Annotated in this window: 18 protein-coding genes; 14 read left to right on the top strand and 4 right to left on the bottom strand. The window is 74.3% G+C overall.

Features of this window, described 5'->3' with window-relative positions; genetic code table 11:
• Window positions 1-131: 131 nt before the first annotated feature.
• The 3 genes from AB0P03_RS17400 to AB0P03_RS17390 all read left to right on the top strand — a co-directional run bounded on the left by AB0P03_RS17400 (window position 132) and on the right by AB0P03_RS17390 (window position 8,085).
• Window positions 132-3,449 carry an ATP-dependent DNA helicase gene (locus AB0P03_RS17400; RefSeq protein WP_363629522.1) on the top strand — a complete coding sequence of 1,106 codons (3,318 nt, stop codon included), beginning with the start codon at window positions 132-134 and terminating at the stop codon, window positions 3,447-3,449.
• A gap of 32 nt (window positions 3,450-3,481) precedes the next feature.
• Window positions 3,482-6,709, top strand: coding sequence for an ATP-dependent DNA helicase (locus tag AB0P03_RS17395; protein ID WP_363629520.1), 3,228 nt, complete (start codon window positions 3,482-3,484; stop codon window positions 6,707-6,709).
• 191 nt (window positions 6,710-6,900) lie between these two features.
• Window positions 6,901-8,085, top strand: coding sequence for a PP2C family protein-serine/threonine phosphatase (locus tag AB0P03_RS17390; protein WP_363586732.1), 1,185 nt, complete (start codon window positions 6,901-6,903; stop codon window positions 8,083-8,085).
• Window positions 8,086-8,103: 18 nt separating this feature from the next.
• On the opposite strand, the gene AB0P03_RS17385 is transcribed toward AB0P03_RS17390, so the two are convergent.
• On the bottom strand, window positions 8,104-9,075 hold the full coding sequence (locus tag AB0P03_RS17385) for an endonuclease/exonuclease/phosphatase family protein (protein WP_363372609.1): 972 nt from the start codon (window positions 9,073-9,075) through the stop codon (window positions 8,104-8,106).
• A 78-nt stretch (window positions 9,076-9,153) separates the two neighbouring features.
• Here AB0P03_RS17385 and AB0P03_RS17380 point away from each other — a divergent pair, with 78 nt between their 5' ends.
• The 6 genes from AB0P03_RS17380 (at window position 9,154) to AB0P03_RS17355 (ending at window position 17,150) form a co-directional block, all read left to right on the top strand.
• Window positions 9,154-9,786, top strand: coding sequence for a PadR family transcriptional regulator (locus tag AB0P03_RS17380; protein ID WP_063347909.1), 633 nt, complete (start codon window positions 9,154-9,156; stop codon window positions 9,784-9,786).
• Between the two features lie 128 nt (window positions 9,787-9,914).
• A complete protein-coding gene (locus tag AB0P03_RS17375; RefSeq protein WP_363586731.1) occupies window positions 9,915-10,679 on the top strand; it encodes an ABC transporter ATP-binding protein in 765 nt (254 codons plus the stop codon).
• Window positions 10,676-13,540 (top strand): ABC transporter permease, encoded by a 2,865-nt coding sequence (locus AB0P03_RS17370; protein WP_363629518.1) that lies wholly within the window; start codon window positions 10,676-10,678, stop codon window positions 13,538-13,540. The genes AB0P03_RS17375 and AB0P03_RS17370 overlap by 4 nt, the downstream gene beginning before the upstream one ends.
• Before the next feature lie 145 nt (window positions 13,541-13,685).
• Window positions 13,686-15,089, top strand: coding sequence for a dipeptidase (locus AB0P03_RS17365; RefSeq protein WP_363629517.1), 1,404 nt, complete (start codon window positions 13,686-13,688; stop codon window positions 15,087-15,089).
• A gap of 69 nt (window positions 15,090-15,158) precedes the next feature.
• Entirely contained in the window at window positions 15,159-16,100 is a 942-nt protein-coding gene (gene nudC / locus AB0P03_RS17360) for an NAD(+) diphosphatase (protein ID WP_363586728.1), read from the top strand.
• Between the two features lie 210 nt (window positions 16,101-16,310).
• Entirely contained in the window at window positions 16,311-17,150 is an 840-nt protein-coding gene (locus tag AB0P03_RS17355; protein ID WP_363372614.1) for a GntR family transcriptional regulator, read from the top strand.
• Between the two features lie 109 nt (window positions 17,151-17,259).
• On the opposite strand, the gene AB0P03_RS17350 is transcribed toward AB0P03_RS17355, so the two are convergent.
• On the bottom strand, window positions 17,260-17,517 hold the full coding sequence (locus AB0P03_RS17350) for a mycoredoxin (protein WP_363586726.1): 258 nt from the start codon (window positions 17,515-17,517) through the stop codon (window positions 17,260-17,262).
• A 299-nt stretch (window positions 17,518-17,816) separates the two neighbouring features.
• On the opposite strand from AB0P03_RS17350, the gene AB0P03_RS17345 reads away from it, so the two are divergent.
• From AB0P03_RS17345 to AB0P03_RS17330, 4 genes are all read left to right on the top strand, one after another.
• The gene (locus AB0P03_RS17345; protein ID WP_363586762.1) at window positions 17,817-19,985 is read left to right on the top strand and encodes an ATP-dependent DNA helicase UvrD2; all 2,169 of its coding nucleotides are present in this window, start codon (window positions 17,817-17,819) and stop codon (window positions 19,983-19,985) included.
• Between the two features lie 249 nt (window positions 19,986-20,234).
• Window positions 20,235-20,693: a hypothetical protein gene (locus AB0P03_RS17340; protein ID WP_363629515.1), complete on the top strand. Its 459-nt coding sequence runs from the start codon at window positions 20,235-20,237 to the stop codon at window positions 20,691-20,693.
• Window positions 20,694-20,911: 218 nt separating this feature from the next.
• Window positions 20,912-21,229: a WhiB family transcriptional regulator gene (locus AB0P03_RS17335; RefSeq protein ID WP_280676621.1), complete on the top strand. Its 318-nt coding sequence runs from the start codon at window positions 20,912-20,914 to the stop codon at window positions 21,227-21,229.
• Window positions 21,226-21,624, top strand: a complete 399-nt coding sequence (locus tag AB0P03_RS17330; RefSeq protein ID WP_350879868.1) for a hypothetical protein — start codon at window positions 21,226-21,228, stop codon at window positions 21,622-21,624. The genes AB0P03_RS17335 and AB0P03_RS17330 overlap by 4 nt, the downstream gene beginning before the upstream one ends.
• Before the next feature lie 108 nt (window positions 21,625-21,732).
• Here the strand turns inward: AB0P03_RS17330 and AB0P03_RS17325 are convergent, their stop codons facing one another.
• Entirely contained in the window at window positions 21,733-23,157 is a 1,425-nt protein-coding gene (locus AB0P03_RS17325) for an AarF/ABC1/UbiB kinase family protein (protein ID WP_363586724.1), read from the bottom strand.
• A gap of 240 nt (window positions 23,158-23,397) precedes the next feature.
• A complete protein-coding gene (locus AB0P03_RS17320; protein ID WP_363621495.1) occupies window positions 23,398-24,120 on the bottom strand; it encodes a TetR/AcrR family transcriptional regulator in 723 nt (240 codons plus the stop codon).
• 165 nt (window positions 24,121-24,285) lie between these two features.
• Here AB0P03_RS17320 and AB0P03_RS17315 point away from each other — a divergent pair, with 165 nt between their 5' ends.
• On the top strand, window positions 24,286-25,821 hold the full coding sequence (locus tag AB0P03_RS17315) for an MFS transporter (RefSeq protein ID WP_363629513.1): 1,536 nt from the start codon (window positions 24,286-24,288) through the stop codon (window positions 25,819-25,821).
• Window positions 25,822-26,192 lie beyond the last annotated feature (371 nt).

Genomic DNA, 26,192 nt, shown 5'->3' with positions numbered 1-26,192 from the left:
GCCGCGGACCGGGGATGCCGCGAAACCGCCGCGCCGACGGGAATGACGGGGCAGGATCGTAGGCTCGATACGGGCGGGCCCCGGCGGGCCCGCCCGGCCACGCCTCCAGCACAACCCCAGGATCCGCCTCCGTGAGTTCCCCGTACCGGCTCGTGCGCAGCCCGCTCGTCCAGCCCGCCCCACCCGTGCTGGACGAGTACCAGCGCGCCGTGGTCGAGCACGGCGGCGGGCCGCTGCTGGTGCTCGCCGGCCCTGGGACGGGCAAGACCACCACCCTGGTCGAGGCCGTCGCCCGGCGGATCGAGGACGGCACCGACCCCGAGCGCATCCTCGTCCTCACCTTCAGCCGCAAGGCCGCGACGGAACTGCGCGACCGGATGTCCGCCCGGCTCGGCTCCTCCTCGGCCGCCCCCCAGGCCACCACCTTCCACTCCTTCAGCTACGCCCTGCTGCGTGCCCACCAGGACCCGCAGGACTACGCCGAACCGCTGCGGCTGCTCTCCGGCCCCGAGCAGGACGTCATGGTCCGCGAACTGCTGGCCGGCGGGGCCGAGGACGCGAAACTCGGCAGCTCCCGGATCCACTGGCCGCTCGACCTGCGGGCCTGCCTGACCACCCGCGGCTTCGCCGACGAGGTCCGTGCCGTCCTCGCCCGCAGCCGCGAGCTGGGCCTCGGCGAAGCCGAACTGGAGCGCTTCGCCCAGGGCGTCCAGCGCCCCGACTGGGCCGCCGCCGCGCACTTCCTCGCCGACTACCTCGACGTGCTCGACCTGCGCGGCGTCCTCGACTACGCCGAACTCGTCCACCGGGCCGTCCTGCTCGCCGAACGCCCCGAGGTCGCCGAGCAACTGCGGCGGCGCTACGAGGTGGTGTTCGTCGACGAGTACCAGGACACCGACCCCTCCCAGGTCCGGCTGCTGCGCCAGCTGGCCGGCGGCGGTCGCGAACTCGTCGCGGTCGGCGACCCCGACCAGTCGATCTACGCCTTCCGCGGCGCCGACATCAACGGCATCCTCGACTTCCCGCAGACCTTCCGCCGGGCCGACGGCGAACCCGCCGACGTCAAGGTGCTGCGCGTCTCCCGCCGCTCCGGCGCCGTCCTGCTCGCCGCCTCCCGGGAACTCGCCCGGCGGATGCCGATGGGCCGGCTGCCCGCCGACAAGCTCGCCCAGCACCGCGCGCTGCTGCCCTCCCGCGAGGGCGGCCGGGCCGAGGTCTACACCTACCCCACCCCCGGCGCCGAACTCGACTCGATCGCCGACCTGCTGCGCCGCGCCCACCTGGAGGACGGCGTGCCCTGGGGCGAGATGGCCGTCCTGGTCCGGGCCGGCGCCCGCTCCATCCCCGGCGTACGGCGGGCGCTCAGCGCGGCCGGCGTCCCGCTGGAGATCGACGGCGACGACCTGCCGCTGCGCGAGGAGCCGGCCGTCGCCCACCTGCTGCTCGCCCTGCGGGTCTGCGCCGAGCAGGCCGCCCGCGACCGGCACGGCGACCCCGACACACCCGACCCGCTCACCACCGACCTGGCCCACGCCCTGCTCACCGGCCCGCTCGGCGGCCTCGACGGCTCCGACCTGCGCCGCCTCGGCCGCGCCCTGCGGGAGGAGGAACGCGCCGCCCTGCGCGCCGACGGGGACCCGGCCGCCCCGCGCCCGGCCGGCGACCTGCTGCGCGAGGCCCTCGCCGAACCCGAGCGGCTGATCGCCCTCGACCCCGCCCACGCCCGCCGGGCCCGCGACCTCGGCACCCTGCTGCGCAAGGTCCGCGAACGCCTCGCCGGCGGCTGCACCGCCGAGGAGGCGCTCTGGGAGCTGTGGGACGGCAGCCGCCGCTGGCGCGAACGTCTGGAACGGGCCGCCCTGCGCGGCGGCGCCGCCGGCCGCAACGCCGACCGCGACCTCGACGCGCTGTGCGCCCTGTTCGAGACCGCCGCCCGCGCCGAGGAACAGGTCACCGGCCACCGCGGCGCCCTCGACCTGCTCGCCGAGCTCGACGCCCAGGACATCGCCGCCGACACCCTCACCGTCCGGGCCGTGCGCCCCGAGGCCGTCCGGCTGATGACCGCCCACCGCTCCAAGGGCCTGGAGTGGCGCCTGGTCGTCGTCGCCGGCGTCCAGGACGGCCTCTGGCCCGACCTGCGCCGCCGCGGCTCCCTGCTGGAGGCCGACCGGATCGGCCGCGACGGCCTCGCCGAACCGCTCTCCCCGGGCGCCCTGCTCGGCGAGGAGCGCCGGCTCTTCTACGTCGCCGCGACCCGCGCCCGGGAGCGGCTGATCGTCACCGCCGTCAAGGCCCCCGCCGACGACGGCGACGAGCCCTCCCGCTTCCTGCGCGAGCTCTACCGCGAGGACGTCGACCCGCGCACCGGAAGGGTCGTGCGCCGCACCCCGCCGGTCGTCGTCGAGGACGTCACCCACCGTCCGCGCCGCCCGCTGTCCGTCGCCGCACTGGTCGCCGAACTGCGGGCCGTCACCGTCGACCCGGCCCGCTCGCCCGAACTGCGCCGGGCTGCCGCCGAACGGCTCGCCCTGCTCGCCGCCGCCACCGACGACGAGGGCCTGCCACTGGTGCCCGCCGCCCGCCCCGACCGCTGGTGGGGCCTGGCCGACGCCACCGCCGCCCCCGACCCGCTGCGCAGCGCCGACCTGCCGGTGCGGCTGTCCGGCAGCGGCCTGGAGCAACTGGAGAACTGCTCGCTGCAGTGGTTCCTGGACAAGGAGGTCAAGGCCCGCGCAGCCGGCTCCGCCGCCCAGGGCTTCGGCAACGTCGTGCACGCGCTCGCCGACGAGGTCGGCTCCGGGCGCACCCCCGCCGACCTCGCCGTCCTGATGGAACGCCTGGACACCGTCTGGGACGCGCTGGCCTTCGACGCGCCCTGGAAGTCCCAGCAGGAGAAGACCCAGGCCCGTGCCGCCCTGGAGCGCTTCCTCAACTGGCACGTGCTGGAACGCGGCCGCGACCTCGTCGCCACCGAGCACGGCTTCGACGTCACCCTCGACGCCGGCGGCGTCTCGGTGCGCATCCGCGGCTCGATGGACCGGGTCGAGAAGGACGCGGCCGGGCGCGCCTACGTCGTCGACTTCAAGACCGGCAAGCAGATCCCCACCGACAGGTCGCTGCCCGAGCACAAGCAGCTCGCCGTCTACCAGCTCGCCGTCCGCGCAGGGGCCCTCAACGAGCTGCCCGGCTTCGCCGACCGCCCCCCGGCCACCGGCGGCGCCGAACTCGTCCACCTGCGCGAGCCCGCCGCCAAGGCCGCCCAGGACGCCCCCAAGGTGCAGCGGCAGGACCCGCCGGAGGGCGAGCCGTGGATCGAGAACCTGCTCGCCGACGCGGCCGGCCGAGTCCTCGCCGAGCGCTTCGTCCCGCAGACCGGCTCCGGCTGCGACCGCTGCACCTTCCGCCGCAGCTGCTCCGCCCAGCGGGACGGGGCGCAACTCGTCGAGTGAAGGTTGTCCGCCGCTCCGGTTAACGTTGCGGGGTGACCGCCGTGCTCAGCCATCCCGACCAGCTCAAGGAGCTGCTGGGCATCCCGTTCAACCGGGAGCAGATGGCGGCCATCGGCGCCCCCCTGGAACCGGCCGTGATCGTGGCCGGCGCCGGGTCCGGCAAGACCACGGTGATGGCCGCCCGGGTGGTCTGGCTGGTCGGCTCCGGCGCCGTCCGGCCCGAGGAGGTGCTCGGCCTCACCTTCACCAACAAGGCCGCCGGCGAACTCGCCGAACGCGTGCGCACCGCCCTGCTGCGGGCCGGTGTCACCGGGGAGGACGGCGCGGAGCCGCTCGGCGAACCGGAGATCTCCACCTACCACGCCTTCGCCGGCCGACTGCTCAAGGAGCACGGCCTGCGGATCGGCATCGAACCCGACGTGCGGCTGCTCGCCGACGCCACCCGCTTCCAGCTCGCCGCCAAGGTGCTGCGCACCGCCCGCGGCCCGTTCCCCGCGCTCACCGGCACCTTCGCCAACCTGGTCGCCGACCTGATCGCCCTGGACGGCGAACTCGCCGAGCACCTGGTCGAGCCGGACACCCTGCGCGCCCACGACGAGGACCTGCTGGACACCCTCGCCACCGTCAAGCTCACCAACGACGACCTGCGGGCCGTCCCCGCCACCGCCCGGGCCCGGCTGGAGCTGCTGCGCCTGGTCGAGGACTACCGGCGCCGCAAGCACGCCGCCGGGCTGATGGACTTCGGCGACCAGATAGCCGCCGCCGCCCGGCTCGCCCAGCAGCGGCCCGAGGTCGGCGCGCTGCTCCGCGGCCAGTTCCGGGTCGTGCTGCTCGACGAGTACCAGGACACCTCGGTCGCCCAGCGGCTGATGCTGGCCGGCCTGTTCGGCGCCGGCCCAGGGGGACCGGGCGGTGCCCACCCCGTCAGCGGCCACCCCGTCACCGCCGTCGGCGACCCCTGCCAGGCGATCTACGGCTGGCGCGGCGCCTCCGTCGCCAACCTCGACGAGTTCCCCCGGCACTTCCCGAAGGCCGACGGCCGCCCCGCCGCCCGCTACGCGCTCAGCGAGAACCGCCGCAGCGGCGGGCGGCTGCTCGCCTTCGCCAACGAACTCGCCGCGCCGCTGCGGGCCATGCACGAGGGCGTCGAGGCGCTGCGCCCGGCCCCCGGCGCCGAGCAGGACGGCTACGCGCGGGCGGCGCTGCTGCCCACCCACGCCGAGGAGGTCGACTGGCTCGCCGACTCGATCGCCCACCTGGTGCGCACCGGCACCGCGCCCGGCCGGATCGCCGTGCTGTGCCGCGGCGGCGCGGCCTTCCCGGACATCCACGCGGCCCTGGTCGCCCGCGAGGTGCCGGTCGAGGTGGTGGGCCTGGGCGGGCTGCTGCAACTGCCCGAGGTGGCGGACCTGGTGGCGGTCTGCGAGGTGCTCCAGGACCCGACCGCCAACGCCGCGCTGGTGCGCCTGCTGATCGGCCCGCGCTGGCGGATCGGCCCGCGCGACCTCGCCCTGCTCGGTCGCCGGGCCGCCGACCTGGTGCGCACCGACCGGCCCGAGGGCGTGGAGGCGCTGACGGCGGCCGTCGCCGAGGCCGACCCCACCGAGGTGGTCTCGCTCGCCGACGCGGTGGAGACCTTCCTCGACGCGGAGCAGCCCGACGAACTGCCCTTCTCCGCCGAGGCCAGGGTCCGCCTGGCCCGCCTCGGCCAGGAGCTGCGCGACCTGCGCCGCTCGCTCGCCGACCCGCTGATGGACGTGCTGCACCGGGTGCTGGCCGTCACCGGTCTGGAGGTCGAACTCGCCGCCTCCCCGCAGGCGCTGGCCGCCCGGCGGCGCGAGACCCTGCACGCCTTCCTGGACGTCGCCGCCTCCTTCGCCGACCTCGACGGCGACCCCGGCCTGGCCGCCTTCCTCGGTTTCCTGCGCGCCGCCCAGGAGTACGAGCGCGGCCTGGACAGCAGCCTGCCCGGCGGCGAGGACACCGTGAAGGTGCTCACCGCACACAAGTCCAAGGGCCTGGAGTGGGACGTCGTCGCCGTCCCCGGCCTGGTCAAGGGCTCGTTCCCGTCCACCACCTCGCGCGAGCGCTGGACCAGCAGCAAGCGGGTGCTCCCGCACGCCCTGCGCGGCGACGCGGACACCCTGCCCGACGTGCGCGGCGGGTGGGACGGCAAGGCCATGACCGCGTTCAAACGGCAGCTGGCCGAGCACTCCGGCACCGAGGAACTGCGCCTGGGCTATGTCGCGTTCACCCGCCCGCGCACGCTGCTGCTGGCCTCCGGGCACTGGTGGGGGCCCAGCCAGAAGACCGTCCGCGGCCCGTCCGCCTTCCTGGAGCAGCTGCGCGAGCACTGCGAGCGGCCCGGCGCCGGGGAGGTCGAGCACTGGGCCGAGCAGCCGGAGAAGGGCGCCGAGAACCCGGCGCTGGCCGCCCCCGTCGAGCACCCCTGGCCGCTGCCGCTGGACCCGGCCGCCCAGCTGGCCCGCCGCCGGGTCGCCGAGGTGGTGCACGCCCGGCTGGCCGGCGCGCCCGCCCCCGAGCCCGAGCCGATGGCCGCCGAGGACCAGCGCCAGGCGGCCTCCTGGGACCGCGACCTCACCGCGCTGCTGGGCGAGTTGGAGCGCTCCCGGCGCACCGCCCGCGACGTGCCGCTGCCCGCCGCGCTGTCCGCCACCCAACTGCTGCGCCTGGCCGCCGACCCGGACGGCTTCGCGCGCGACCTGGCCAGGCCGATGCCGCGCCCGCCGCAGCCGGCCGCCCGGCGGGGCACCCGCTTCCACGCCTGGGTGCAGTCCCGGATCGAACCGCTGCTGCTGATCGAGCCGGGCGCGCTGCCCGGCGCGGACGACGACGGCATCGAGGACGAGCAGGACCTGGAGCAGCTCAAGGAGGCGTTCCTGCGCACCCCGTACGCCCAGCGCCGGCCGCACCGGGTGGAGGCGCCGTTCCAGCTGGTGCTCGGGGGGCGGGTGGTGCGCGGCCGGATCGACGCGGTCTACCGGGACGGTGACGTGACGTCAGTAACCGGTGGCGCGTCACGCTACGAAGTGGTGGACTGGAAGACCCACCGCGAGGAGACTGCCGACCCGTTGCAGCTCGCGGTCTACCGGATCGCCTGGGCCGAGCAGGCGGGCGTTCCGCCGGAGCAGGTCACGGCTTCCTTCCTGTACGTCCGCAGCGGGCGGATCGTCCGTCCGGCAGGACTTCCCGACCGAAAAGAGTTGGAACGGCTCCTGATCGGGAACAGTGAAGAATGAGTCACGCAGAGCATTCAAGTCATCACGGCAGCGCCCGAAACCTGTGCGTCATGCACGTTTCGTGCCTATTGTGGGGTCGGTAACCGGTCAACCCCCGTGCTCCGGCCGCCAGCGAGGCCCGCATTCCCTAACCCTCAGTCATCACCGCAGGTGCCCCAGGGCATCGGCGTCTTCTGCTGGAGTAACCGACGTTGAGCGCGACCGGATGGATCAGAGAGCGGTTCACCGGGCCGACCCCGGGACCCGCTCCGGGCACGACCGGCACCTGGCCGAGGACGGCGCTCGCGCTGCCCTTCATCGGCATGGCGCTGATCGTCGCCCTCGACTTCGTCAGCAACACCGAGGTGACGGTCGAACCGGCCCTCACCGCCGTCCCCGCGCTGGCCGCCGTGGTCAGCCACCGAACCTGGTACCCGCTCGCCATCGGCCTCTTCACCGAGGCGGTGGCCTTCCTGATGGCCTTCCGCAGCGACGCGCTCGACCAGTCCGTGCACGCCGCCAGCGTCTTCGCGATCCTGCTGGTCGCGCTGATCGGCTGGGTCAGCGCCACCCTGCGGCTGCGCCAGGAGCGGGCGCTGGCCGACGCCCAGCTCGTCGCCTCGATCGCCCGCCGGGTGCTGCTGAGGCCCGTCCCCGAGCGGGTCGGCACCGTCCAGGCGGCCGTCCACTACGAGGCCGCCGCCGCGCACGCCAGGATCGGCGGCGACCTGTACGAGGTGGTCAACACCCGGCACGGGGTGCGGGCCGTGGTCGGCGACGTCCGCGGCAAGGGCCTCGGTGCGGTCGAGACCGCCGCCGCTGTCCTCGGCGCCTTCCGCGAGGCCGCGCACCAGGAGCCCGCACTGGACCGGGTCGCCGGCTGGCTGGCCGTCAGCCTCGACCGGGCCCTGCACGAGAACGACCACCCGGGCGTGGAGGAGGAGTTCGTCACCCTGGTGCTGATCGGTGTCGGGGCGGACGGCACCGCGGAGCTGGTCAACTGCGGCCACCCCTCGCCGCTGCTGCTGCGCGGCGGGGATGTCCGGCCGCTCGAACTCGCCGAGACCGTCCCGCCGCTGGGCGTCCTGGACCCGGCCGACGTCCGGCCGCCGGTGCACCGGGTGGCACTGCGGCCCGGCGACCGGGTCCTGCTGTTCACCGACGGGGTGATCGAGGCCCGCGACCGCTCCGGCGCCTTCTACCCGCTCGCCGAGCGCCTCCCGCGCTGCGCCGACGGCCGCCCGGCGGACGTCCTGCAGCGCCTGCACGAGGACGTGGTGCGCCACGTCGGCCGCCAACTCGGCGACGACGCGGCCATGCTGCTCCTCCAGTACGCGCCGGCCCCCGCCGCCGGCACCCAACTACCGCACCAGCACGGCGTCCTGACCCGGCACTAGTCCCGTGCTGGGCCCGTACTAGAGCGAGACCTCCACCAGCAGCGGCCGGTGGTCCGACACCGCCGCGCGCGGCGCCGCCGCCGGGCCGACCGCGGCGCGCGGCACGCCGACCGCCAGCACGTGGTCGAACTGCACCGCCGGGCGGTGCGAGGGGTACGTCGGGGTGCGGGCCAGGTCGTACCAGCCCTGCAGGCGGGGGCGGGGCTCGCGCACCCGGCGCCGGCGCGGCTCGGCCAGGGCCGGCCGGGCCCGCCGGGCCGCCCGCAGCTCCCGGACCCGCGCCCGGGGCGCGGTGCGCTCCAGCGCGGTCGCCCCGCCGAGGACGGTGCGCGGCACCGCGCCGACCAGGTTGAAGTCGCCCAGCACCAGGTACGGCTGCGGCAGGTCCGCGATCCACCGCCGGATGCCGGCCAGCTGCGCCATGTTCCATCCGGGGACGAAGGACAGGTGCGCCGCCACCACGGTGAACGGGCCGTGGTCGCCCTCCAGCACGGCCGCCAGCGCCGCCCGCGGCTCGTCCGGCACCGGGGTGAGCCCGCGCCGGCCGGCCACCCGCAGTGGCAGTCCGAACGGGGCCGGGGCGAACCGGCGGGCCCGCCAGTGCCGCACCGGCAGCCGGGTCAGCAGCGCGGTGCCGTACGAGGGCGGGGCGCCGTCGCCGACGTCGCCGGGCCCGTACACCCGCAGGCCGCCGGGCACGGAGGGCTCCGGCACCCAGCCCGCGACCGGCGCCGGGCGCCCGTGCAGGGCGGCGGCGAACCGCCAGTCGGCGGCCCCCATGGCCTTGGCGGCCACCGCGGCCTGGTCGGTGCCGCCCGAGCGGGACTGGTGGCGGTCCACCTCCTGGAGGGCCAGTACGTCGGCGTCCAGCGCGGCCACCGCCTCCGCCAGCGGCCCGCCGGCGTCGGCGGGGTAGGGCCGCGGGGCGCCGTCCGGGGCGAGCGGCTGACCGTGCAGCAGGTTGAAGGTGGCGATGCGCAACTGGCTCACACCGCACGACGGTACCCGCTCGCCGGGGGAGGGGGCGCGGCTTGAGCCTGTGGGGCATACCGGGTATACATACTGAGTATGTCCATCCGACACGGCCTGCTCGCCCTGCTCGACCAGGGCCCGCGCTACGGCTACCAACTGCGCACCGAGTTCGAGGCGCGCACCGGCGCCACCTGGCCGCTCAACGTCGGGCAGGTCTACACGACGCTGTCCCGACTGGAGCGGGACGGCCTGGTCGAGCCCGCCGGAGAGGACGACGAGGGCCACCAGTTCTACGCCGTCACCGAAGAGGGACGCACCGAGCTGCGGGCCTGGTTCGACACCCCGGTGCCCCGGACCAACCCCCCGCGCGACGAACTGGCCATCAAGCTCGCCATGGCCGTCACCGTCCCCGGGGTGGACGTCTCCGCCGTCGTCCAGGGCCAGCGCCGCCACAGCATCAAGGCGCTCCAGGACTACACCCGGCTCAAGGGCCGCGCGCTGGCGGGGGAGTCACGGCCCGGCATCGCGCCCTCCGCGAGCAACGACCTGGCCTGGCTGCTCGTCCTCGACCAGCTGATCTTCCAGACCGAGGCCGAGATCCGCTGGCTCGACCACTGCGAGACCCGGCTCCACCAGCACGCGGAGACCGAACAGGCCCGCGCCGCCGAAGCCGCCCGCGACGGCGGCGCCACGGCCGCCCGGCCCGCCCGCCGCCGCTCGCGCACCTGACCCCGCCCGCCGTCGCTCGCGCACCTGCCCCCGCGACGGCCGCCGCTCGCGCACCTGACCGCGACGGCCCGCCCGAACCACCGGCCCGGACCCGACGCCGAGCCCACCACCAGCACAAGGGGGGAACCATGTCCCACACCGACCCGGCCCGGCAGACGCCGGTACTGCACCTGGAGAACGTCACCCGAGTCCACGGCCAAGGCGCCGCGGAGGTCCAAGCCTTGCGCGGCATCGACCTCAAGGTCCACCCCGGCGAGTTCGTCGCCGTCATGGGCCCGTCCGGCTCCGGCAAGTCGACGCTCCTCACCCTCGCCGGCGGACTGGACACCCCGACCACCGGCCAGGTCCTCGTCGAGGGCGTCGCCCTCGGCGGGCTCAACCGCAAGCGGCTCGCCCAGGTCCGCCGCCGCTCCATCGGCTACGTCTTCCAGGACTACAACCTGATACCGGCCCTCACCGCCGGCGAGAACATCTCGCTGCCGCGCGAACTCGACGGCCTCTCCGCCCGCGCCGCCCGCCGCGAGGCGCTCGCCGCCCTGGAGGAGCTCGGCATCCCCGAGCTCGCCGACCGCTTCCCCGACGACATGTCCGGCGGCCAGCAGCAGCGCGTCGCCATCGCCCGCGCCCTCATCGGCGACCGCCGCCTCGTCCTCGCCGACGAGCCCACCGGCGCCCTCGACTCCACCACCGGCGAGGCCGTCCTCGCCGTCCTGCGCGCCCGCTGCGACGCCGGCGCCGCCGCCATGATGGTCACCCACGAGGCCCGGCACGCCGCCTGGGCCGACCGCGTGGTCTTCCTGCGCGACGGCCGCATGGTCGACGAGAGCGTCAGCCAGGACGCCGCCAGCCTGCTCGTCAGCGCCGCCACCAACAGCATGAAGGTGGACGAGTGAAGCTCAGCGCCTGGCGGGTCGCCCTGCGCATCGCCCGCCGCGACGCCCTGCGCGCCAAGGGCCGCAGCGCCCTGGTGGTCGCCATGGTCGCACTGCCCGTCCTCGGCGTCACCGGTGCCGACGTGGTCTTCCGCAGCGCCGACCTCGAACCCGCCGAACACGTCGTGCGCGTCATGGGCCAGGCCGACGGCGAACTGCAGATGCTCGAACGCGGCGCCATCGTCCTCCAGGCGCCCGACCCCGACAAGGGAATGTCCACCAGGAGCGCCAAGGACGAGGCGAAGAACGGCGCCGCCCCCCAGTACACCCCCGCCCAGCGGCGCAGCCTCGACACCGAACCCGTCGAACTGGCGAAGCAGCTGCTCCCGCCCGGCACCGTCCTCGTGCCCGAGCGGCAGGGCCCCTACACCGCCGCCGGCAGCTCCCAGGGCCTGCTCAGCACCCGGACCACCGAGCTGGACCTCACCGACCCGGTCTGGAAGGGCCGGGTCGACCTGGTCAAGGGCCGCGCCCCCGCCACCGACGGCGAAGCCGCCGTCACCCGGGACTTCCTCACCCGCTCCGGCCTCAAGATCGGCGACCAGACCGCCGTCCGCGGCCTGGAGGACACCCCCTTCACCATCACCGGCGTCGTCGAGTACCCCGGTGAACTGACGGCCACCGAGATCATCGCCCGGCCCGGCACCCTGATCGGCAAGATCGCCAAGCTCCCCGGCGCCGACCGCAGCCGCAACGCCGGCACCGACGCGCCCACCCGCTGGCTCGTCAAGCTCCCCGCCGGCAGCCTGGACTGGCCCAAGGTCACCGAACTGGGCGGCTACGGCTTCACCCTCGCCTCCCGCGCCGTCCTGCTCGACCCGCCGGCCCGCGCCGACGTCCCCTACTACGTCGAGGCCGACAAGCACGGCGGCCCCACCCCGGGGTACCTCGACCGCACCTCCGTCGTCATCCTCGCCACCGTCGTCGGCATGGCCCTGCTGGAGATCGTCCTCCTCGCGGGCCCCGCCTTCGCCGTCGGGGCCAGGCGCTCCCGGCGGCAGCTCGGACTGCTCGCCGCCGGCGGCGGTGAGCGCGCCAACATCCGCGCCGTCGTCCTCGGCGGCGGCATCGTCCTCGGCATCACCGGCGCCGTCGTCGGCCTCGGACTCGGCATCGGCCTGGTCGCCCTGCTGCGCACCCGGGCCGAGGAGTACGCCGGCCAGCGCTTCGGCCACTTCAACCTCCAGCCGCTCGACCTGCTCGGCGTGCTCCTGGTCGGCCTGGTCACCGGCCTGCTCGCCGCCGTCGTGCCCGCCGTCCAGGCCTCCCGCCAGGACGTCGTCGCCGCGCTCACCGGCCGCGACTCGCTCAAGCCCCCGAGCCGCAAGCTCGCCCTGCTCGGCCTGCTGATGCTCGGCGGCGGCTCCGCGCTCGCCCTGCTCGGCGCCACCAGCGGCTTCGCCAACCGCAGCCTGTCCGTCCTCGGTGGCTCGGCCGTCGCCGAACTCGGCATGGTCGCCCTGACGCCCTACCTGGTCGGCCTGTTCGGCCGGCTCGGCCGCTGGCTCTCGCTCGGCCCCCGGCTCGCCCTGCGCGACTCGGTGCGCCACCGCGGCCGCACCGCGCCCGCCGTCGCCGCCGTGATGGCCGCCGTCGCCGGCACCGTCGCGGTCAGCGTCTACCTCGCCAGCTACGACGAGGGGAACCGCCGCGAGTACACCGCCGCCGCCCCCTCCGGCGCCGTCATGCTCGGCAGCGGATGGCTGCCCGCCTCCGAGGGCAAGCTGCTGCCGCAGATGCGCGACGCGGTGGAACGCAACATCCCCGCCCTCGGATCGCGCGCCGACATCCAGCGCGTCGACTACAAGGGCGACTGCGCCGACGGCGGCAGCGGCTGCGGCTACATCCAGGTCGAACTGCCCAAGGAACTGCGCTGCCCCGCCCTCGACGACACCGAGCGCAGCACCGACGAGACGGAACGCATCCTCGGCACCGACCCGCGCTGCCAGGGCATCGGCCACCGCGGCAACCACTTCAGCAACCTCTCCGCGGGCGACGCCACCCTGCTGCGCAACCTCTACGGCGTCACCGACCCGGCCGCCGGGCAGGCCCTCGCCGCCGGCAAGGCCGTGGTCTTCGACGCGAAGTACCTCAAGGACGGCAAGGTCGCGGTCGGGTTGAACGATCCGATGGAGGAGACCGACGGGCCGTCCCCCCGGAAGCGCGGCCACACCGAGATCTCCGTCGACGCCGTCCTCGCGTCCGCGGTGGTGCCGGCCAGCGGCCAGGCCGTGATCAGCCCCGACACCGCCACCCGGCTCGGCCTCACCACCTCCCCGGCCGGCTCGGTCTGGCTGCCCGACAGCTCGCCCTCCGACGGCGCCCAGCAGAAGGCCAACGGGGCGCTGGCCAAGCTCACCGACCAGGACGTCCTCTCGATCGAGCGCGGCTACCAGTCCAGGTCCGACCTGATCGGCCTCGGCCTGTCGATCTTCGCCGGCATCGTCGCCCTCGGCGCGGCCGGCATCGCCACCGGACTCGCCGCCGCCGACTCCCAGCGCGACCTGACCACCCTCGCGGCGGTCGGCGCCGAGCCCCGGATCCGGCGCACGCTCTCCGGCTTCCAGTGCGGGGTGATCGCCGCCATGGGCACCCTCCTCGGCACCGTCTGCGGGATCGTGCCGGCGGTGGCCCTGCGCAAGGTCCAGGGCGTGGCGACCTCCGTCCCCGGGATGAGCGCCGAGACGATCGCCAACAACTCGGTCGTGGTCCTCCCGTGGCTCACCATCGCGGTCACCGTGGTGGCGCTGCCGGTGCTCGCGGCGGGCCTGGCCGCGCTGCTCACCCGCTCGCGGATCTCCCTGCTGCGCCGCTCCGGCTGAGGTTCGCGCCCCCTCCCGTCACCCCCGTCCGCGCCCCCTCCACTCCGGGGGCGCGGGCGGGGGTGACGGAGGTTACAGCCCCGACGGCGCCCGGCAGCCGGACGGCCGGGGCGGGCACCCGCACGGGCGAACTAAAGTCGTCCGTATGACGAGAACTCCGGACAGCGTCGTCCGCTCCTTCATCGACCAGCACCAGGCCGGCTTCCTCGCCGACCTCTCCGAGTGGCTGGCCATTCCCTCGGTCTCCGCCGACCCGGCCCGCGCCGGCGACGTGCGGCGCTCCGCCGAGTGGCTGGCCGCCAAGCTGCGCGACTCCGGCTTCCCGGTGGCCGAGGTGTGGGAGACCGACGGCCTGCCGGCGGTGTTCGCCGAGTGGCCCTCCGGGGACTCGTCCGCGCCGACCGTCCTGGTCTACGGGCACCACGACGTGCAGCCCGCTGCCAAGGAGGACGGCTGGGACACGGAGCCGTTCACCCCGACCGTGGTCGGCGGACGGCTGTTCGCCCGCGGCGCGGCCGACGACAAGGGCCAGGTGTTCTTCCACACCCTGGGCGTGCGCGCCCACCTGGCCGCGACCGGCCGCACCGCGCCGGCCGTCAACCTCAAGCTGCTGATCGAGGGCGAGGAGGAGTCCGGCTCGCCGCACTTCGCCGACCTGGTCCGGCGCGAGGCCGGGCGGCTGGCCGCCGACGTGGTGGTCATCTCGGACACCGGCATGTGGTCCGAGACCACGCCGACCGTCTGCACCGGCATGCGGGGCCTGGCCGACGCCCAGATCGACCTGTACGGCCCGGACACCGACATCCACTCCGGCTCCTTCGGCGGCGCCGTCCCCAACCCGGCGCAGGTCGCCGCCGAGCTGGCGGCCGGCCTGCACGACGCCGACCGCCGGGTGGACATCCCGGGCTTCTACGACGGCGTGATCGAGCTGACCGACCGCGAGCGCCAGCTGTTCGCCGAACTGCCCTTCGACGAGGCGCAGTGGCTCAGGGTCGCCAAGTCGTACGGCACCCGGGGCGAGGCCGGCTACTCCACCCTGGAGCGGGTCTGGGCCCGCCCGACCGCCGAGGTCAACGGCCTCTGGGGCGGCTACACCGGCCCCGGCGGCAAGACCATCGTGCCGTCCTCGGCGCACCTCAAGCTGTCCTTCCGGCTGGTCGCCGGGCAGGAGGTGGAGAAGGTGCGCGAGGCCGTCCGGGAGTGGGTGGCCGCGCGGGTGCCCGAGGGCGTCCGCCACGAGCTGACCTTCCCGGGCGCGACCCGGCCCTGCCTGACCCCGCTGGACCACCCGGCGCTGCAGTCCACCGTCCGCGCCATGGGCCGGGCCTTCGGGCAGAAGATCCTCTTCACCCGCGAGGGCGGCTCCGGCCCGGCCGCCGACCTCCAGGACGTGCTCGGCGCGCCGGTGCTGTTCCTCGGCATCTCGGTGCCCTCGGACGGCTGGCACTCGGTCAACGAGAAGGTCGAACTGGACCTGCTGGCCAAGGGCGTGGAGACGGCCGCGTACCTGTGGGGGGACCTGGCCGAGAACTTCCGGCCCGGCGCGTGACCCCGCGCGGGCACACCATGGCAGTCAGATCACTCATCCGGATGATTCATCACGTGGGGATGGAACGAAGTGAGCACCGTGCCTGAGACCGAACGCCCACTGAACCTGGCACTGGCCCGGGCCGGGGTGGACCGGGCGGCCGAGCACCGGCTCGACGAGCCCTGGCTGGCCGCCGCCTGGAGCCACCCGGCCACCCGGGTGCTGCCGATCGCCGGCGGCGAGGCGTTCGTCGTCGACACCGCGCAGGGCACCGAACTCGTGCTGATGCCCTCCTTCGAGGCGCCGCAGACCGGGGACCGGTACTTCCTCGGCACCGACGAGGACGGCGTCTCGTACTTCGCGCTGGCCGGTGAGAGCCTGCCCGGGCGGCTGGACGGCGACGCCCGCCCGGCCGGACTGCGCGAGGTCGGCGCGCTGCTGTCGGACCGGGACGCCGGACTGCTGGTGCACGCCGTGGCGCTGGAGCACTGGCACCGGCTGCACAGCTTCTGCTCGCGCTGCGGGCACCCGACCGAGAAGGCCGGCGCCGGGCACGTGCGGCGCTGCACCTCCTGTGCGGCCGAGCACTACCCGCGCACCGACCCGGCGGTGATCATGGTGATCACCGACGAGCAGGACCGCTGCCTGCTCGGCCGCCAGGCGCTGTGGCCGGAGGGCCGCTGGTCCACCCTGGCCGGCTTCGTCGAGCCGGGGGAGTCGATCGAGCAGGCGGTGGTGCGCGAGGTGCACGAGGAGGCCGGCGTGCAGGTCGGCGAGGTGCGCTACGTCGCCAGCCAGCCCTGGCCCTTCCCGTCGAGCCTGATGCTCGGCTTCACGGGCCGGGCGCTGCCGGGCGGCACGGCGATCACCGTGGACGGCGAGGAACTGGCCGAGGCGCGCTGGTTCTCCCGCGAGGAGCTGCGGGCCGGGATGGAGGCGGGGGAGATCCTGCCGCCCTCCGGGATCTCGATCGCGCGCCACCTGGTCGAGCTCTGGTACGGCGGACCGCTGCCGTCGGCGGCGCGCTGGTAATCCCCGACGAATGGGGGGCGTGCGGGTTATCCCGCGCGCCCCCGTTTTTCTTTTCCCTTCCTTTCCGAATCCGCCACGATCGGATGTTCGTGGCCGGACGGGCCAGTTCTGCTACCACCGCCCGCCGTCCCGAAGCCGTCGTCAACCCGCGCGGACGACATTGCCGGAAACGGCTGAAACCCCGCCATCGCGCTCGCTACATTCACTCGGGTGACAATCCCCCGGGGCACCGCCCAATCCCCCAAATACCAGCGTCTCGCCGCCGACCTGCGCCGCCGGATCGCCGAGGGCGAGTTCACCGCCGACGCCGCACTTCCGGTCGAGAGCGAACTGGAACGCCAGTACGGAGTCGCCCGCAACACCGTCCGGCTCGCCGTCGACGTCCTGGTCAACGAAGGCCGCCTGGTCCGCCTCCAGGGCAAGGGCACCTACCTGCGGGAACATCCCGTCCTGGACCACCGCGCCTACGGCCCCACCCTGGCCCCCGCCCCCCGGGACTGCCTGGCCGTGCCCTCCGCCGTCTACCTCGGCGAGGCCGCCGAGGCCGGCCGCGAACTCACCACCGACTTCGAGATGATGATCGTCCGGGCCCGGGTCGACATCGCCGAACGGCTCGGACTGCGCCCCGGTGAGGCCATCGTGGTCCGCCGCCAACTGCGCCTGCTCGACCGCGAGCCGTACTCCATCGAGGAGAGCCACTACCGGGCCGGACTCGCCGCCGGCACCCCGCTGATGGAACCCGACCCGGTCGAGGGCGGCGACGAGGCCGTCCTCAACGAACTCGGCCGCACCGAGATCGGCGCCGTCGACCACCTGGTCGCCCGGATGCCCGGCCCCGAGGAGGCCCAGTGGTTCCAGGGCGGCCCCGGCGTGCCGCTGATGGTCCAGACCCGCGTCACCTACGACCGGCGCGGGCCCGTCCGGGTCATCGAGACCCGCTACTCGGCCGACCGCAGCCGGCTCGTCTACGGCATCGGCGACCTCGGCGCGCGCGCCACCCTGCCCGCGCCCGCCGCACCCGTCGACCCCGCCAGGGCCGACGCGCAGTGACGCGCGCCGGCCCGGACCCCGGGCCGGCCCGGCCGTTCAAGCCCGCTCGGGCAGCACGGACCATGCGGGCCGCTCGGGTCGCGCGGACCGCTCAGGCCGTTCGGACCACTCAGACCCCGAGGGCCTTCTTCACCTGGAGCAGGCTCGGGTTGGTCATCACGACCCGCTCGCCGCCGGCGTTCGGCGTCACCAGCACCGTCGGCACGGTCTGGTTGCCGCCGTTGACCGACTCGACGAACGACGCCGACGCCGGGTCCTCCTCGATGTTGACCTCCGTGTAGCCGATCCCCTCCCGGTCCAGCTGGCTCTTGAGTCGGTTGCAGTACCCGCACCAGGTCGTGCTGTACATCGTCACGCTGCCGGACATCGAGGAGGCTCCTTCAGGAAGAGGGCGTACGGTCTCAGGGCAGGAACGCCCACCGCGCGACGGTCATTCCGCACGGCCACGCTCCGTCGCACCACGACGGCGCCCGAACGGCCCCGCGCGCCCCGGTGCGCAGCGATCATCCTGCGATCACACCGTGCCTGTGGACAACCCCGCCCCCGTTGTCCCAGCGGGCTGAGAGGATGGAAAGCATGCAGGAAGACCTCTTGAGCGGCAGCCCGTCCGACGGCCCCCACGGCTCCCTCTGGGCCGACCCCACCGCCGCCACGGGCCCCGACGCCGTGCTCGCCGGGCTCGACCCCGAACAGCGCGCCGTCGCCACCGCCCTGCACGGGCCCGTCTGCGTCCTCGCCGGCGCCGGCACCGGCAAGACCCGCGCCATCACCCACCGGATCGCCTACGGCGTGCGCAGCGGCGTGTACCAGCCCCAGCAGGTCCTCGCCGTCACCTTCACCGCCCGCGCCGCCGGCGAGATGCGCGGCCGGCTGCGCCAACTCGGCGCCGACGGCGTCCAGGCCCGCACCTTCCACGCCGCCGCCCTGCGCCAGCTCCAGTACTTCTGGCCGCGCGCCGTCGGCGGCCCCGTGCCCCAGCTGCTCGAACGCAAGGTCCAGCTCGTCGCCGAATCCGCCGGCCGCTGCGGCCTGCGCGTCCAGCGCACCGAACTGCGCGACCTCACCGCCGAGATCGAGTGGGCCAAGGTCACCCAGCTCGGCCCCGACGACTACCCCGCCGCCGTCCAGAAGTCCGGCCGCGACGCCCCCCGCGACCCGGCCGAGACCGCCCAGGTCTACCGCGTCTACGAGGAGACCAAGAGCCGCCGCGGCGTCATCGACTTCGAGGACGTCCTGCTGCTCACCGCCGCCATCCTGGAGGACCGCCCCGACATCGCGGACCAGGTCCGCTCCCAGTACCGGCACTTCACCGTCGACGAGTACCAGGACGTCTCCCCGCTCCAGCAGCGGCTGCTCGACCAGTGGACCGGCCCCGGCGGCGGGGCCAGCCTCTGCGTCGTCGGCGACGCCAGCCAGACCATCTACTCCTTCACCGGCGCCACCCCCGACTACCTGCTCAACTTCCGCACCCGCCACCCCGAGGCCACGGTCGTCAAGCTGGTCCGCGACTACCGCTCCACCCCGCAGGTCGTCCACCTCGCCAACGGACTGCTCAGCCAGGCCCGCGGCGAGGCCGCCCGCCACCGCCTCGAACTCGTCTCCCAGCGCGAGGCCGGCCCCGAACCCGTCTACACCGAGTACGAGGACGAACCCACCGAGGCCGAGACCACCGCCCGCCGGATCAAGGACCTGCTCGCCACCGGCGTGCGCGCCAGCGAGGTCGCCGTCCTGTTCCGCACCAACGGCCAGTCCGAGGTCTACGAGCAGGCCCTCGCCGACCTCGGCGTCCCCTACCAGCTCAAGGGCGCCGAGCGGTTCTTCGAACGCCCCGAGGTCCGCGACGCCGGCGTCCTGCTGCGCGGCGCCGCCCGGGCCGGCGCCGACCCGCTCACCGCCGACGCCCCCGACCTCGCCGGCCAGGTCCGCGCCGTCCTCGCCGCCCGCGGCTTCACCGCCGAACCGCCCGCCGGCTCCGGCGCCGTGCGCGACCGCTGGGAGTCCCTCGCCGCCCTCGTCCGGCTCGCCGAGGAGTTCGAGCGCACCCGCACCGCCGCCGGCCACAGCGCCGACCTCGCCGCCTACGTCGCCGAACTCGACGCCCGCGCCGCCGCCCAGCACGCCCCCGCCGTCGAAGGCGTCACCCTCGCCTCGCTGCACGCCGCCAAGGGCCTCGAATGGGACGCCGTCTTCCTCGTCGGCCTCACCGAGGGCACCCTGCCGATCATCTACGCCAAGACCGACGAGCAGATCGAGGAGGAGCGCCGACTCCTCTACGTCGGCGTCACCCGGGCCCGCAAGCACCTCTCCCTCTCCTGGGCGCTCAGCCGCTCCCCGGGCGGCCGGGCCAGCCGCAAGCCCAGCCGCTTCCTGGACGGGCTGCGCCCCGGTTCCAGCGCCCCCGGCGCACGCACCGGCGGGCGGGGCGGGCGCGGGGGCGTGGAGCCCGGCGAGCGCTCCGCCGGACGGCGGGTCCGCGGCCCGGTCAAGTGCCGGGTCTGCGAGAAGGTGCTCACCGAGGCGGTCGAGCGCAAGCTGCGCCGCTGCGAGAGCTGCCCGTCCACCATGGACGAGGCGCTGTACGAGCGGCTGCGCGAGTGGCGGGCCCGCCAGGCCAAGAAGCAGGGGGCGCCGGCCTACGTGGTGTTCACCGACGCCACGCTGATGGCCATCGCCGAGGACGTGCCGGCCAGCCGCCAGGAGCTGGCCGTGATCTCCGGGGTCGGCGCGATGAAGCTGGACAAGTACGGGGCGGCCGTGCTCTCGTTGTGTGCGGGGGAGGAGCCCGAGGAGGATCCGGACGGCGTCGAGGACGGCGAGCCGGTCGATCCGGCGTGAGCCGGTCCGGGCGCGGTCCAGGGGAGTCTCCCGGGGGCCGCTCGGGGGACATCCGAACCCGCCGTGAAAAATAGTTTGCGCGGCATACCGGGAGCGCAATAGCCTGCCGGAGCGGTCAAGGGGACGAGATCGCACGGGGTGACACCTGTGCCGAATCCCCTGCACCCAACAGCTTCACCGAGACAGACATCCGAACATTCGGAACCGGGGCGACCTGGCTCCGCGAGACGCCGAGAGGAGGCGATGACAGTGGGAAACATCATGATCACCAAAATGACTGGCCAGACCGTTGTTGCTGCCTCCCTGCGTGCCGCCCGTCTGCGGGCGCTCGCCGAGCTCGGTGGAACCGGTCTGGGTCTCGACACCACCGGTGTCTCCGTCGTCCCCGCTGTCAGTGGCCTTGGACACACTGATGTCTGCGCCGCGGGCGGCAGGAACGTCGAAGGCACCTCCGTCGAGGCCGGTCTGTCCGGCGACTGGGCGTCGTTCGGTACGTCGCGCTCCCTGCGTGATGAGCGACCGACCCAGGCACCGAAGGCAGTCGTAGCAGCCGCCATGCATGGCGACTATGCGCAGGTCGTCGGTGCCGGAAGCACCCAGAAGCAGAACGAGCAGCAGATTAACCAGGCCATGGCCGCCTTTGCGGGCGCCACGGCCGTCCGGATGCGGGCCTTCCGCGGGCCTGAACCCTGGAGAGAACGAACCTGAGTAAGCCTCAGGTCGGCACCTCCAGGGCCGCGGAACCCGTCACACCGGGATCCGCGGCCCTTCTGTTTTGTCCGGTACGCAAGACCACCCAGGCCCCCCGGGGCCTCCGGCCCAGACCCACCAGCCATCTGGGCCGGAACCACTGAGAAGACGAGGAAGACGCCACAGTGTCCACGGTCATCACGCCGCCCATCCCGTCCGTACCGCCGACAAGCCAGATCACCAAGGCCGACCAGGCCGACCCCCCGGAGGTTCCTTCCATGCAGATCAGCTCCATCGAGCAGGCCGAGGCGCTCGGGCTCCCCATCCCCTGCCGCGCCTTCGACCCCGAGGTCTTCTTCGCCGAGACGCCCGCCGACGTCGAGTACGCGAAGTCCCTCTGCGGCACCTGCCCGGTCAAGGACGCCTGTCTGACCGGTGCGCTGGAGCGGCGCGAGCCGTGGGGCGTCTGGGGTGGCGAGCTCTTCGTCCAGGGCGTCGTCGTGGCCCGCAAGCGGCCGCGTGGCCGTCCGCGCAAGACCGAGGTCATGGCGTGAACCCCGCCCACGGCGCCAGGGCCGTCCGCCGGGGAGAGCAGCCCCTGCTGGACAGCTCCCTCCGCCGTTCCGTCCGGATCGCCGCCGCCAAGGCCGACGCATCCCGGCCAGCCCCCTTCCCGAGCACGCACCACGAGCAGGACCACCACATGACCGCCGCCGCCATCGATCCGACCGTCCGCGCTGAGCAGACCACCGAACTTCAGATCCAGAACAGGACCCTCGAAATGCAACTCCTCCACGAATCCCTGGCCCGGGCCCATATGCAAGAGCGCCTGCACGAGGCCGAGCACCAACGCCTCGTCACCCGGGTCGCCCGGGCCCGCCGGCTCAAGCAGCGGGCCGAGCGCGCCTCGCTGCGGGCCCGCAAGGCGATCGCCGTCGCCCTGATGTAGTCGCGGCTGTCGTCGCGTGCGGGGCCTCCCCGCGTTCCACCCCCGTCGTGCCGCAGGCCGCCCCCCGTCACGGGGAGCGGCCTGCGGTCGTCGGGGGCGGCGTTCCGGTCAGCTCTTGCGGGTGCGGCTGGCGGGCCTGCCGCCTGCCGGCTTGCGACCGGCGGGCTTCGCCGTCCCCGCTGGGTTGGCCGGCTTCGCCGGCTCCCGGCCGGCGAACTGGGGCAGCCACGCCAGCATCTCCGCCCGGAACGGCGCCTGGGCGCCCAGCTGGCAGAGCACCCCGATGGTGCTCAGCGTCACCCGGTGGATCAGCAGGTACGCGGGCGGCAGGTTCAGCTGCTTGCCCAGGTTGTAGGCGGGCGAGCGCGGATCGGCGATCCGGGCCGCCTGCGCGCGCATCCAGGCCCGGGTGAAGTGGAAGCTGTCCACGGCGGCCGGCTCGATGATCGGCCGCAGGTAGTCCAGCACCGCGTCCGGGTCCAGCTCGATCGAGGGCTTGACGAAGCCCTCCTCGCGCAGCATCTTCAGCACGCCCGCCGCGTCGCCGTCCAGGGCCATCCGCAGCGACGCCCCGATCGGCGCGGGCAGCCCGCCCGGCAGCCGGTCCACCGTGCCGAAGTCCAGCACCCCCAGCCGCCAGCCCGACGCCGGGCCGTCGTCCTTCAGCAGCCGGAAGTTGCCCGGGTGCGGGTCCGCGTGCAGCAGGCCGGTCCGGGACGGGCCCGCGAACAGGAACCGGGCCAGCAACTGCCCGGCACGGTCGCGCTCCTCCTGGGTGCCGTCCGTGATCACCTCGGCCAGCGGGGTGCCGTCCATCCACTCGGAGACGAGCACCTGGTCGGCCTGCGCCACCACGCCGGGCACCACGATGTCCGGGTCGCCGGCGAACTCCTCGGCGTGCCGGCGCTGGGCCTGCGCCTCCAGCTCGTAGTCCAGCTCCTCCGACACCCGTTCGCGCAGCTCGGCGATCAGCGGCTTGATGTCCAGCCCCGGGATCAGCGGGCCCAACAGCCAGGCCACCCGGCTCAGTTGCGTCAGGTCGGCGAGCAGCGCGTCACCCGCGCCCGGGTACTGCACCTTGACCGCGACCCGGCGCCCGTCGTGCCAGACGGCCCGGTGCACCTGCCCGATCGAGGCGGCCGCGGCCGGCCGGTCGTCGAACTCCCGGAACAGCTCGCGCCAGCCGTCCCCGAGCCGCTGGGCGAGCGCGGTGTGCACCTTGGCGGCGGGCATCGGGGGAGCGGCGTCCTGCAGCTTGGTGAGCGCGGCCCGGTACGGCCCGGCGACCTCCTCGGGCAGCGCGGCCTCGAAGACGGACAGCACCTGCCCGAACTTCATGGCTCCGCCCTTGAGTTCACCCAGGACCTTGAACAGCTGGTCGGCGGTGGCCTGCTGGAGCTCGGCCGTCACCACCTCGGCGGAGCGGCCGCCGATGCGCTTGCCCAGACCGAGCGTGGCGCGTCCGGCTATCCCCAGCGGCAGGGCGGCGAGCCGTGCCGTGCGGGTCACTGCCTTGCGCGGAAGATCGCTCACCCGGGCCTCCATTCCCTGGCCCCCCGACACCGGACGGCCCACCATCACTAGGCCATTGTGCCCGCTCCCCACCCCGCGACCGCCGGTATTTCGCCAGGCGGGGAAGGGGCGCCCGCACGTGGGACGCGACCGCTGTCCCTTTGCGGGGGAGTTGGACGGCTTGGTCCGGTCGGCCCGGCGTGGTGGGCGGACGGCGGCTGCGCGCTGAGCGGAGCGGCCGGGGGTCGTCCGACCGGAGGGTCAGCGGGGCAGGCGGAGGGCCAGGCCGTCCAGGACCACGTCGAGGCCGTAGGCGAACTTGGCGTCGCGCGTGGCGGCCGGGTCCGGGTCCGCGGAGACGGTCGAGTAGGCGTCGGTGAGGTGGGCGAAGCCCGCGGTGGCCTCCCGGGCGGCGGGCATCAGCCGGGCGATGAACGCGGCCTCACTCTCGCCGGCCCGGGCGACGGTGGTGAGCCAGGCCGCCTCCGTGGTGCTCATGCCGACGACGTAGGAGATGACCGTGTCGATCGCCCGGACCGGCTCGGGGAAGCCGGCCGAGGTGAAGAAGGCGGTCAGCCGCTCGCCGTAGGACATCAGGTTGGGGCCGAGGTAGGCGAGGCCGGCCTGGCCGAGGACGGACGACAGCCAGGGGTGGCGCAGGGCCGTCGCCCGGAAGGCGCCGGCGGCCTCGGTGGCAGCGGCGCGCCAGTCGGGGCTGTCGGCGGGCGGGAGGGTGATCTCGCCGAAGACCTCGTCCACCGCGAGCTCCATCAGCTCGTCCTTGGTCGCCACGTGCCGGTACAGGGAGGTGGCGCCCGCGTTCAGCCGGGTGGCCAGCTTGCGCATGCTCAGGGCCTCGATGCCCTCGGCGTCCAGCATGGTGATCGCCTCGCGGACGATCGCGGCCCGGCTGAGTGCGGGCTGGTCGGGCTCGCGCTGCCGACGGGCCCACACGGACGGGATCGGGTTCGTTTCGGCGGCCATGGCGGCTCCCCTTCCCTCTGCTCCTGCTTCGCTGCGTACACCGTTCGCATTGAGCGTACAGGAGTCGGGTGTTGCGCACACTGTTCCGCAATGCGTACAGTGTGCGCAACGAAGGAGCGACGTGCGCATCGGGGGAACGGTGTGCGCAGAATGGAGGGGTGGCTGATGACAGAGCTCAACGCGACCGAGGGCCGCAACCCGCACCGCTGGTGGATCCTGATCGTGCTGTGCCTGAGCTCGCTCGTCCTGGTGGTCGACAGCATGGCGCTCACGGTCGCCGTGCCCTCGATGACGGCGGACCTCGACGCCGGCGCCCAGGACACCCAGTGGATCCTCGACTCCTATGTCCTGGTCTTCGCCGGGCTGTTGCTCACCGCCGGCAGCCTCGGGGACCGCTTCGGCCGCCGGAAGATCATGATCATCGGACTGCTGCTCTTCGGGGCGGCCTCCCTCGCGGCCACCTTCTGCACCAACCCCGGCGAGGTGATCGCGGCACGGGTCGCCATGGGCGTCGGCGGATCGCTGATCATGCCCTCGACGCTGTCGATCCTCATCACCGTCTTCGACGAGGACGAGCGCAACAAGGCGATGGCCGCCTGGAGCTCGGTGGCGATGCTGGGGCTGGTCGGCAGCCCGGTCCTCGGCGGCGTGCTGATCGACCACTTCTCCTGGCACTCGATCTTCTTCATCAACGTTCCGGTCGTCGCCCTGGCGATCCTGGCGGGCCTGCTGCTGATGCCGGAGTCCAAGGGGCCGTGGCAGAAGCCCGACCCGCTCGGCGCGGTGCTGTCCGCGGCCGGCATGACCGCCCTGGTCTGGTGGATCATCGAGATCCCGCAGCACGGCGCCTTCGGCGGCCAGTCCCTGGTCACCCTGGCCGTCGCGGTGCTCGCGCTCGGCGGGTTCGTGGTGTGGGAGAACGTCACCTCCGCGCCCATGGTCCCGCTGGCGCTCTTCAAGCACCGCAACTTCAGCGGGGGCTCGCTGTCGCTGACCCTGGTGCAGATCGGCAATGGCGGCCTGCTGCTCGTGCTCACCCAGTACCTGCAGTTCGTGCTCGGCTACTCGCCGGTCAAGGCGGGCCTCGCGTTCGTTCCGCTGGCCATCGCCGCCCTGGTCGGCAACGGGGTCGGCGTCAAGTTCGCCGCCACGATCGGCAACCGCCTGCTCATCCTCACCGGGATGCTCGTCATGGCCGCCTCCTTCGCCCTGCTGACCACCGTCACCGCCGGCACCGGCTTCACCGTCCCGGCGGTCGCCCTCGGGCTGCTCGGACTCGGCGCGGGCCTGGCGATGCCGGCGGCGGTGGGCGCGCTGATGGGCACCATCCCGCCGGAGCAGGCGGGCGTCGGCTCGGCGCTGAACGACACCATCCAGCAGGCCGGCACCGCGCTCGGCATCGCGATCCTGGGCTCGCTGCTGTCGAGCGGCTTCGCCGCCGAGATGCCCGCCGGGATGCCGGAGGAGGCGAAGCACTCCGTCGGCGGGGCGCTGGCGCTGGCCAACGGGGACGCCGGGCTCGTCCGGACCGTCCGTGAGGCCTTCACCTCGGCGATGTCGACGACCTTCACGATCAGCGCGATCGGGGTGCTGGCGGCGGCGGTCGTGGCCACGCTGGTGATGCGCGACCGGAAGGCCGGGACGGCGGCGGGGGAGCCGGTGGCCGGGGCGTCGGTGGAGGACGCCGGGATCGCCGCCTGACTTCGCTGGACCTGGCTGGTCCGCCTCGCCGTGAAGGCCGGTGCCCCAGGGGCACCGGCCTTCGGTGCGGTGGGGTGGGGCGGTGGTGTGGTGGTGCGCAGGAAGTCGGACGGGCCGACTTCCTGCGCGTGGTTCTTTGCCTGATCTCTGGGGCCCCCTCCCCCCCGCCCCCACCCTCCCCACCTCCCGCCCACCACCTCCCGCTGGCAACAGCGGATCCCCGCCTTGCATGGCCCGCGCCCTGCCCCAGGCAGGGCGCGGGCCATGGGCTCACCTGGCCATGGGCTCACCTGGCCATGGGCTCACCTGGCCATGGGCTCACCTGGCCATGGGCTCACCTGGCCATGGGCTCACCTGGCCATGGGCTCACC

The sequence above is a fragment of the Kitasatospora sp. NPDC088779 genome (assembly GCF_040685395.1).
GTDB lineage: Bacteria > Actinomycetota > Actinomycetes > Streptomycetales > Streptomycetaceae > Kitasatospora.
The sequence above is the reverse complement of the archived record's forward strand: the minus strand, read 5'-3'. Positions and strand labels throughout refer to the sequence as shown.

Excerpts from the sequence above, each read along its gene's own strand:
- AB0P03_RS17380 (WP_063347909.1), top strand. The coding sequence starts at position 9,154 with ATGTCCATCCGACACGGCCTGCTCGCCCTGCTCGACCAGGGCCCGCGC.
- AB0P03_RS17375 (WP_363586731.1), top strand. The coding sequence starts at position 9,915 with ATGTCCCACACCGACCCGGCCCGGCAGACGCCGGTACTGCACCTGGAG.
- AB0P03_RS17365 (WP_363629517.1), top strand. The coding sequence starts at position 13,686 with ATGACGAGAACTCCGGACAGCGTCGTCCGCTCCTTCATCGACCAGCAC.
- AB0P03_RS17350 (WP_363586726.1), bottom strand. The coding sequence starts at position 17,517 with ATGTCCGGCAGCGTGACGATGTACAGCACGACCTGGTGCGGGTACTGC.
- AB0P03_RS17320 (WP_363621495.1), bottom strand. The coding sequence starts at position 24,120 with ATGGCCGCCGAAACGAACCCGATCCCGTCCGTGTGGGCCCGTCGGCAG.
- AB0P03_RS17315 (WP_363629513.1), top strand. The coding sequence starts at position 24,286 with ATGACAGAGCTCAACGCGACCGAGGGCCGCAACCCGCACCGCTGGTGG.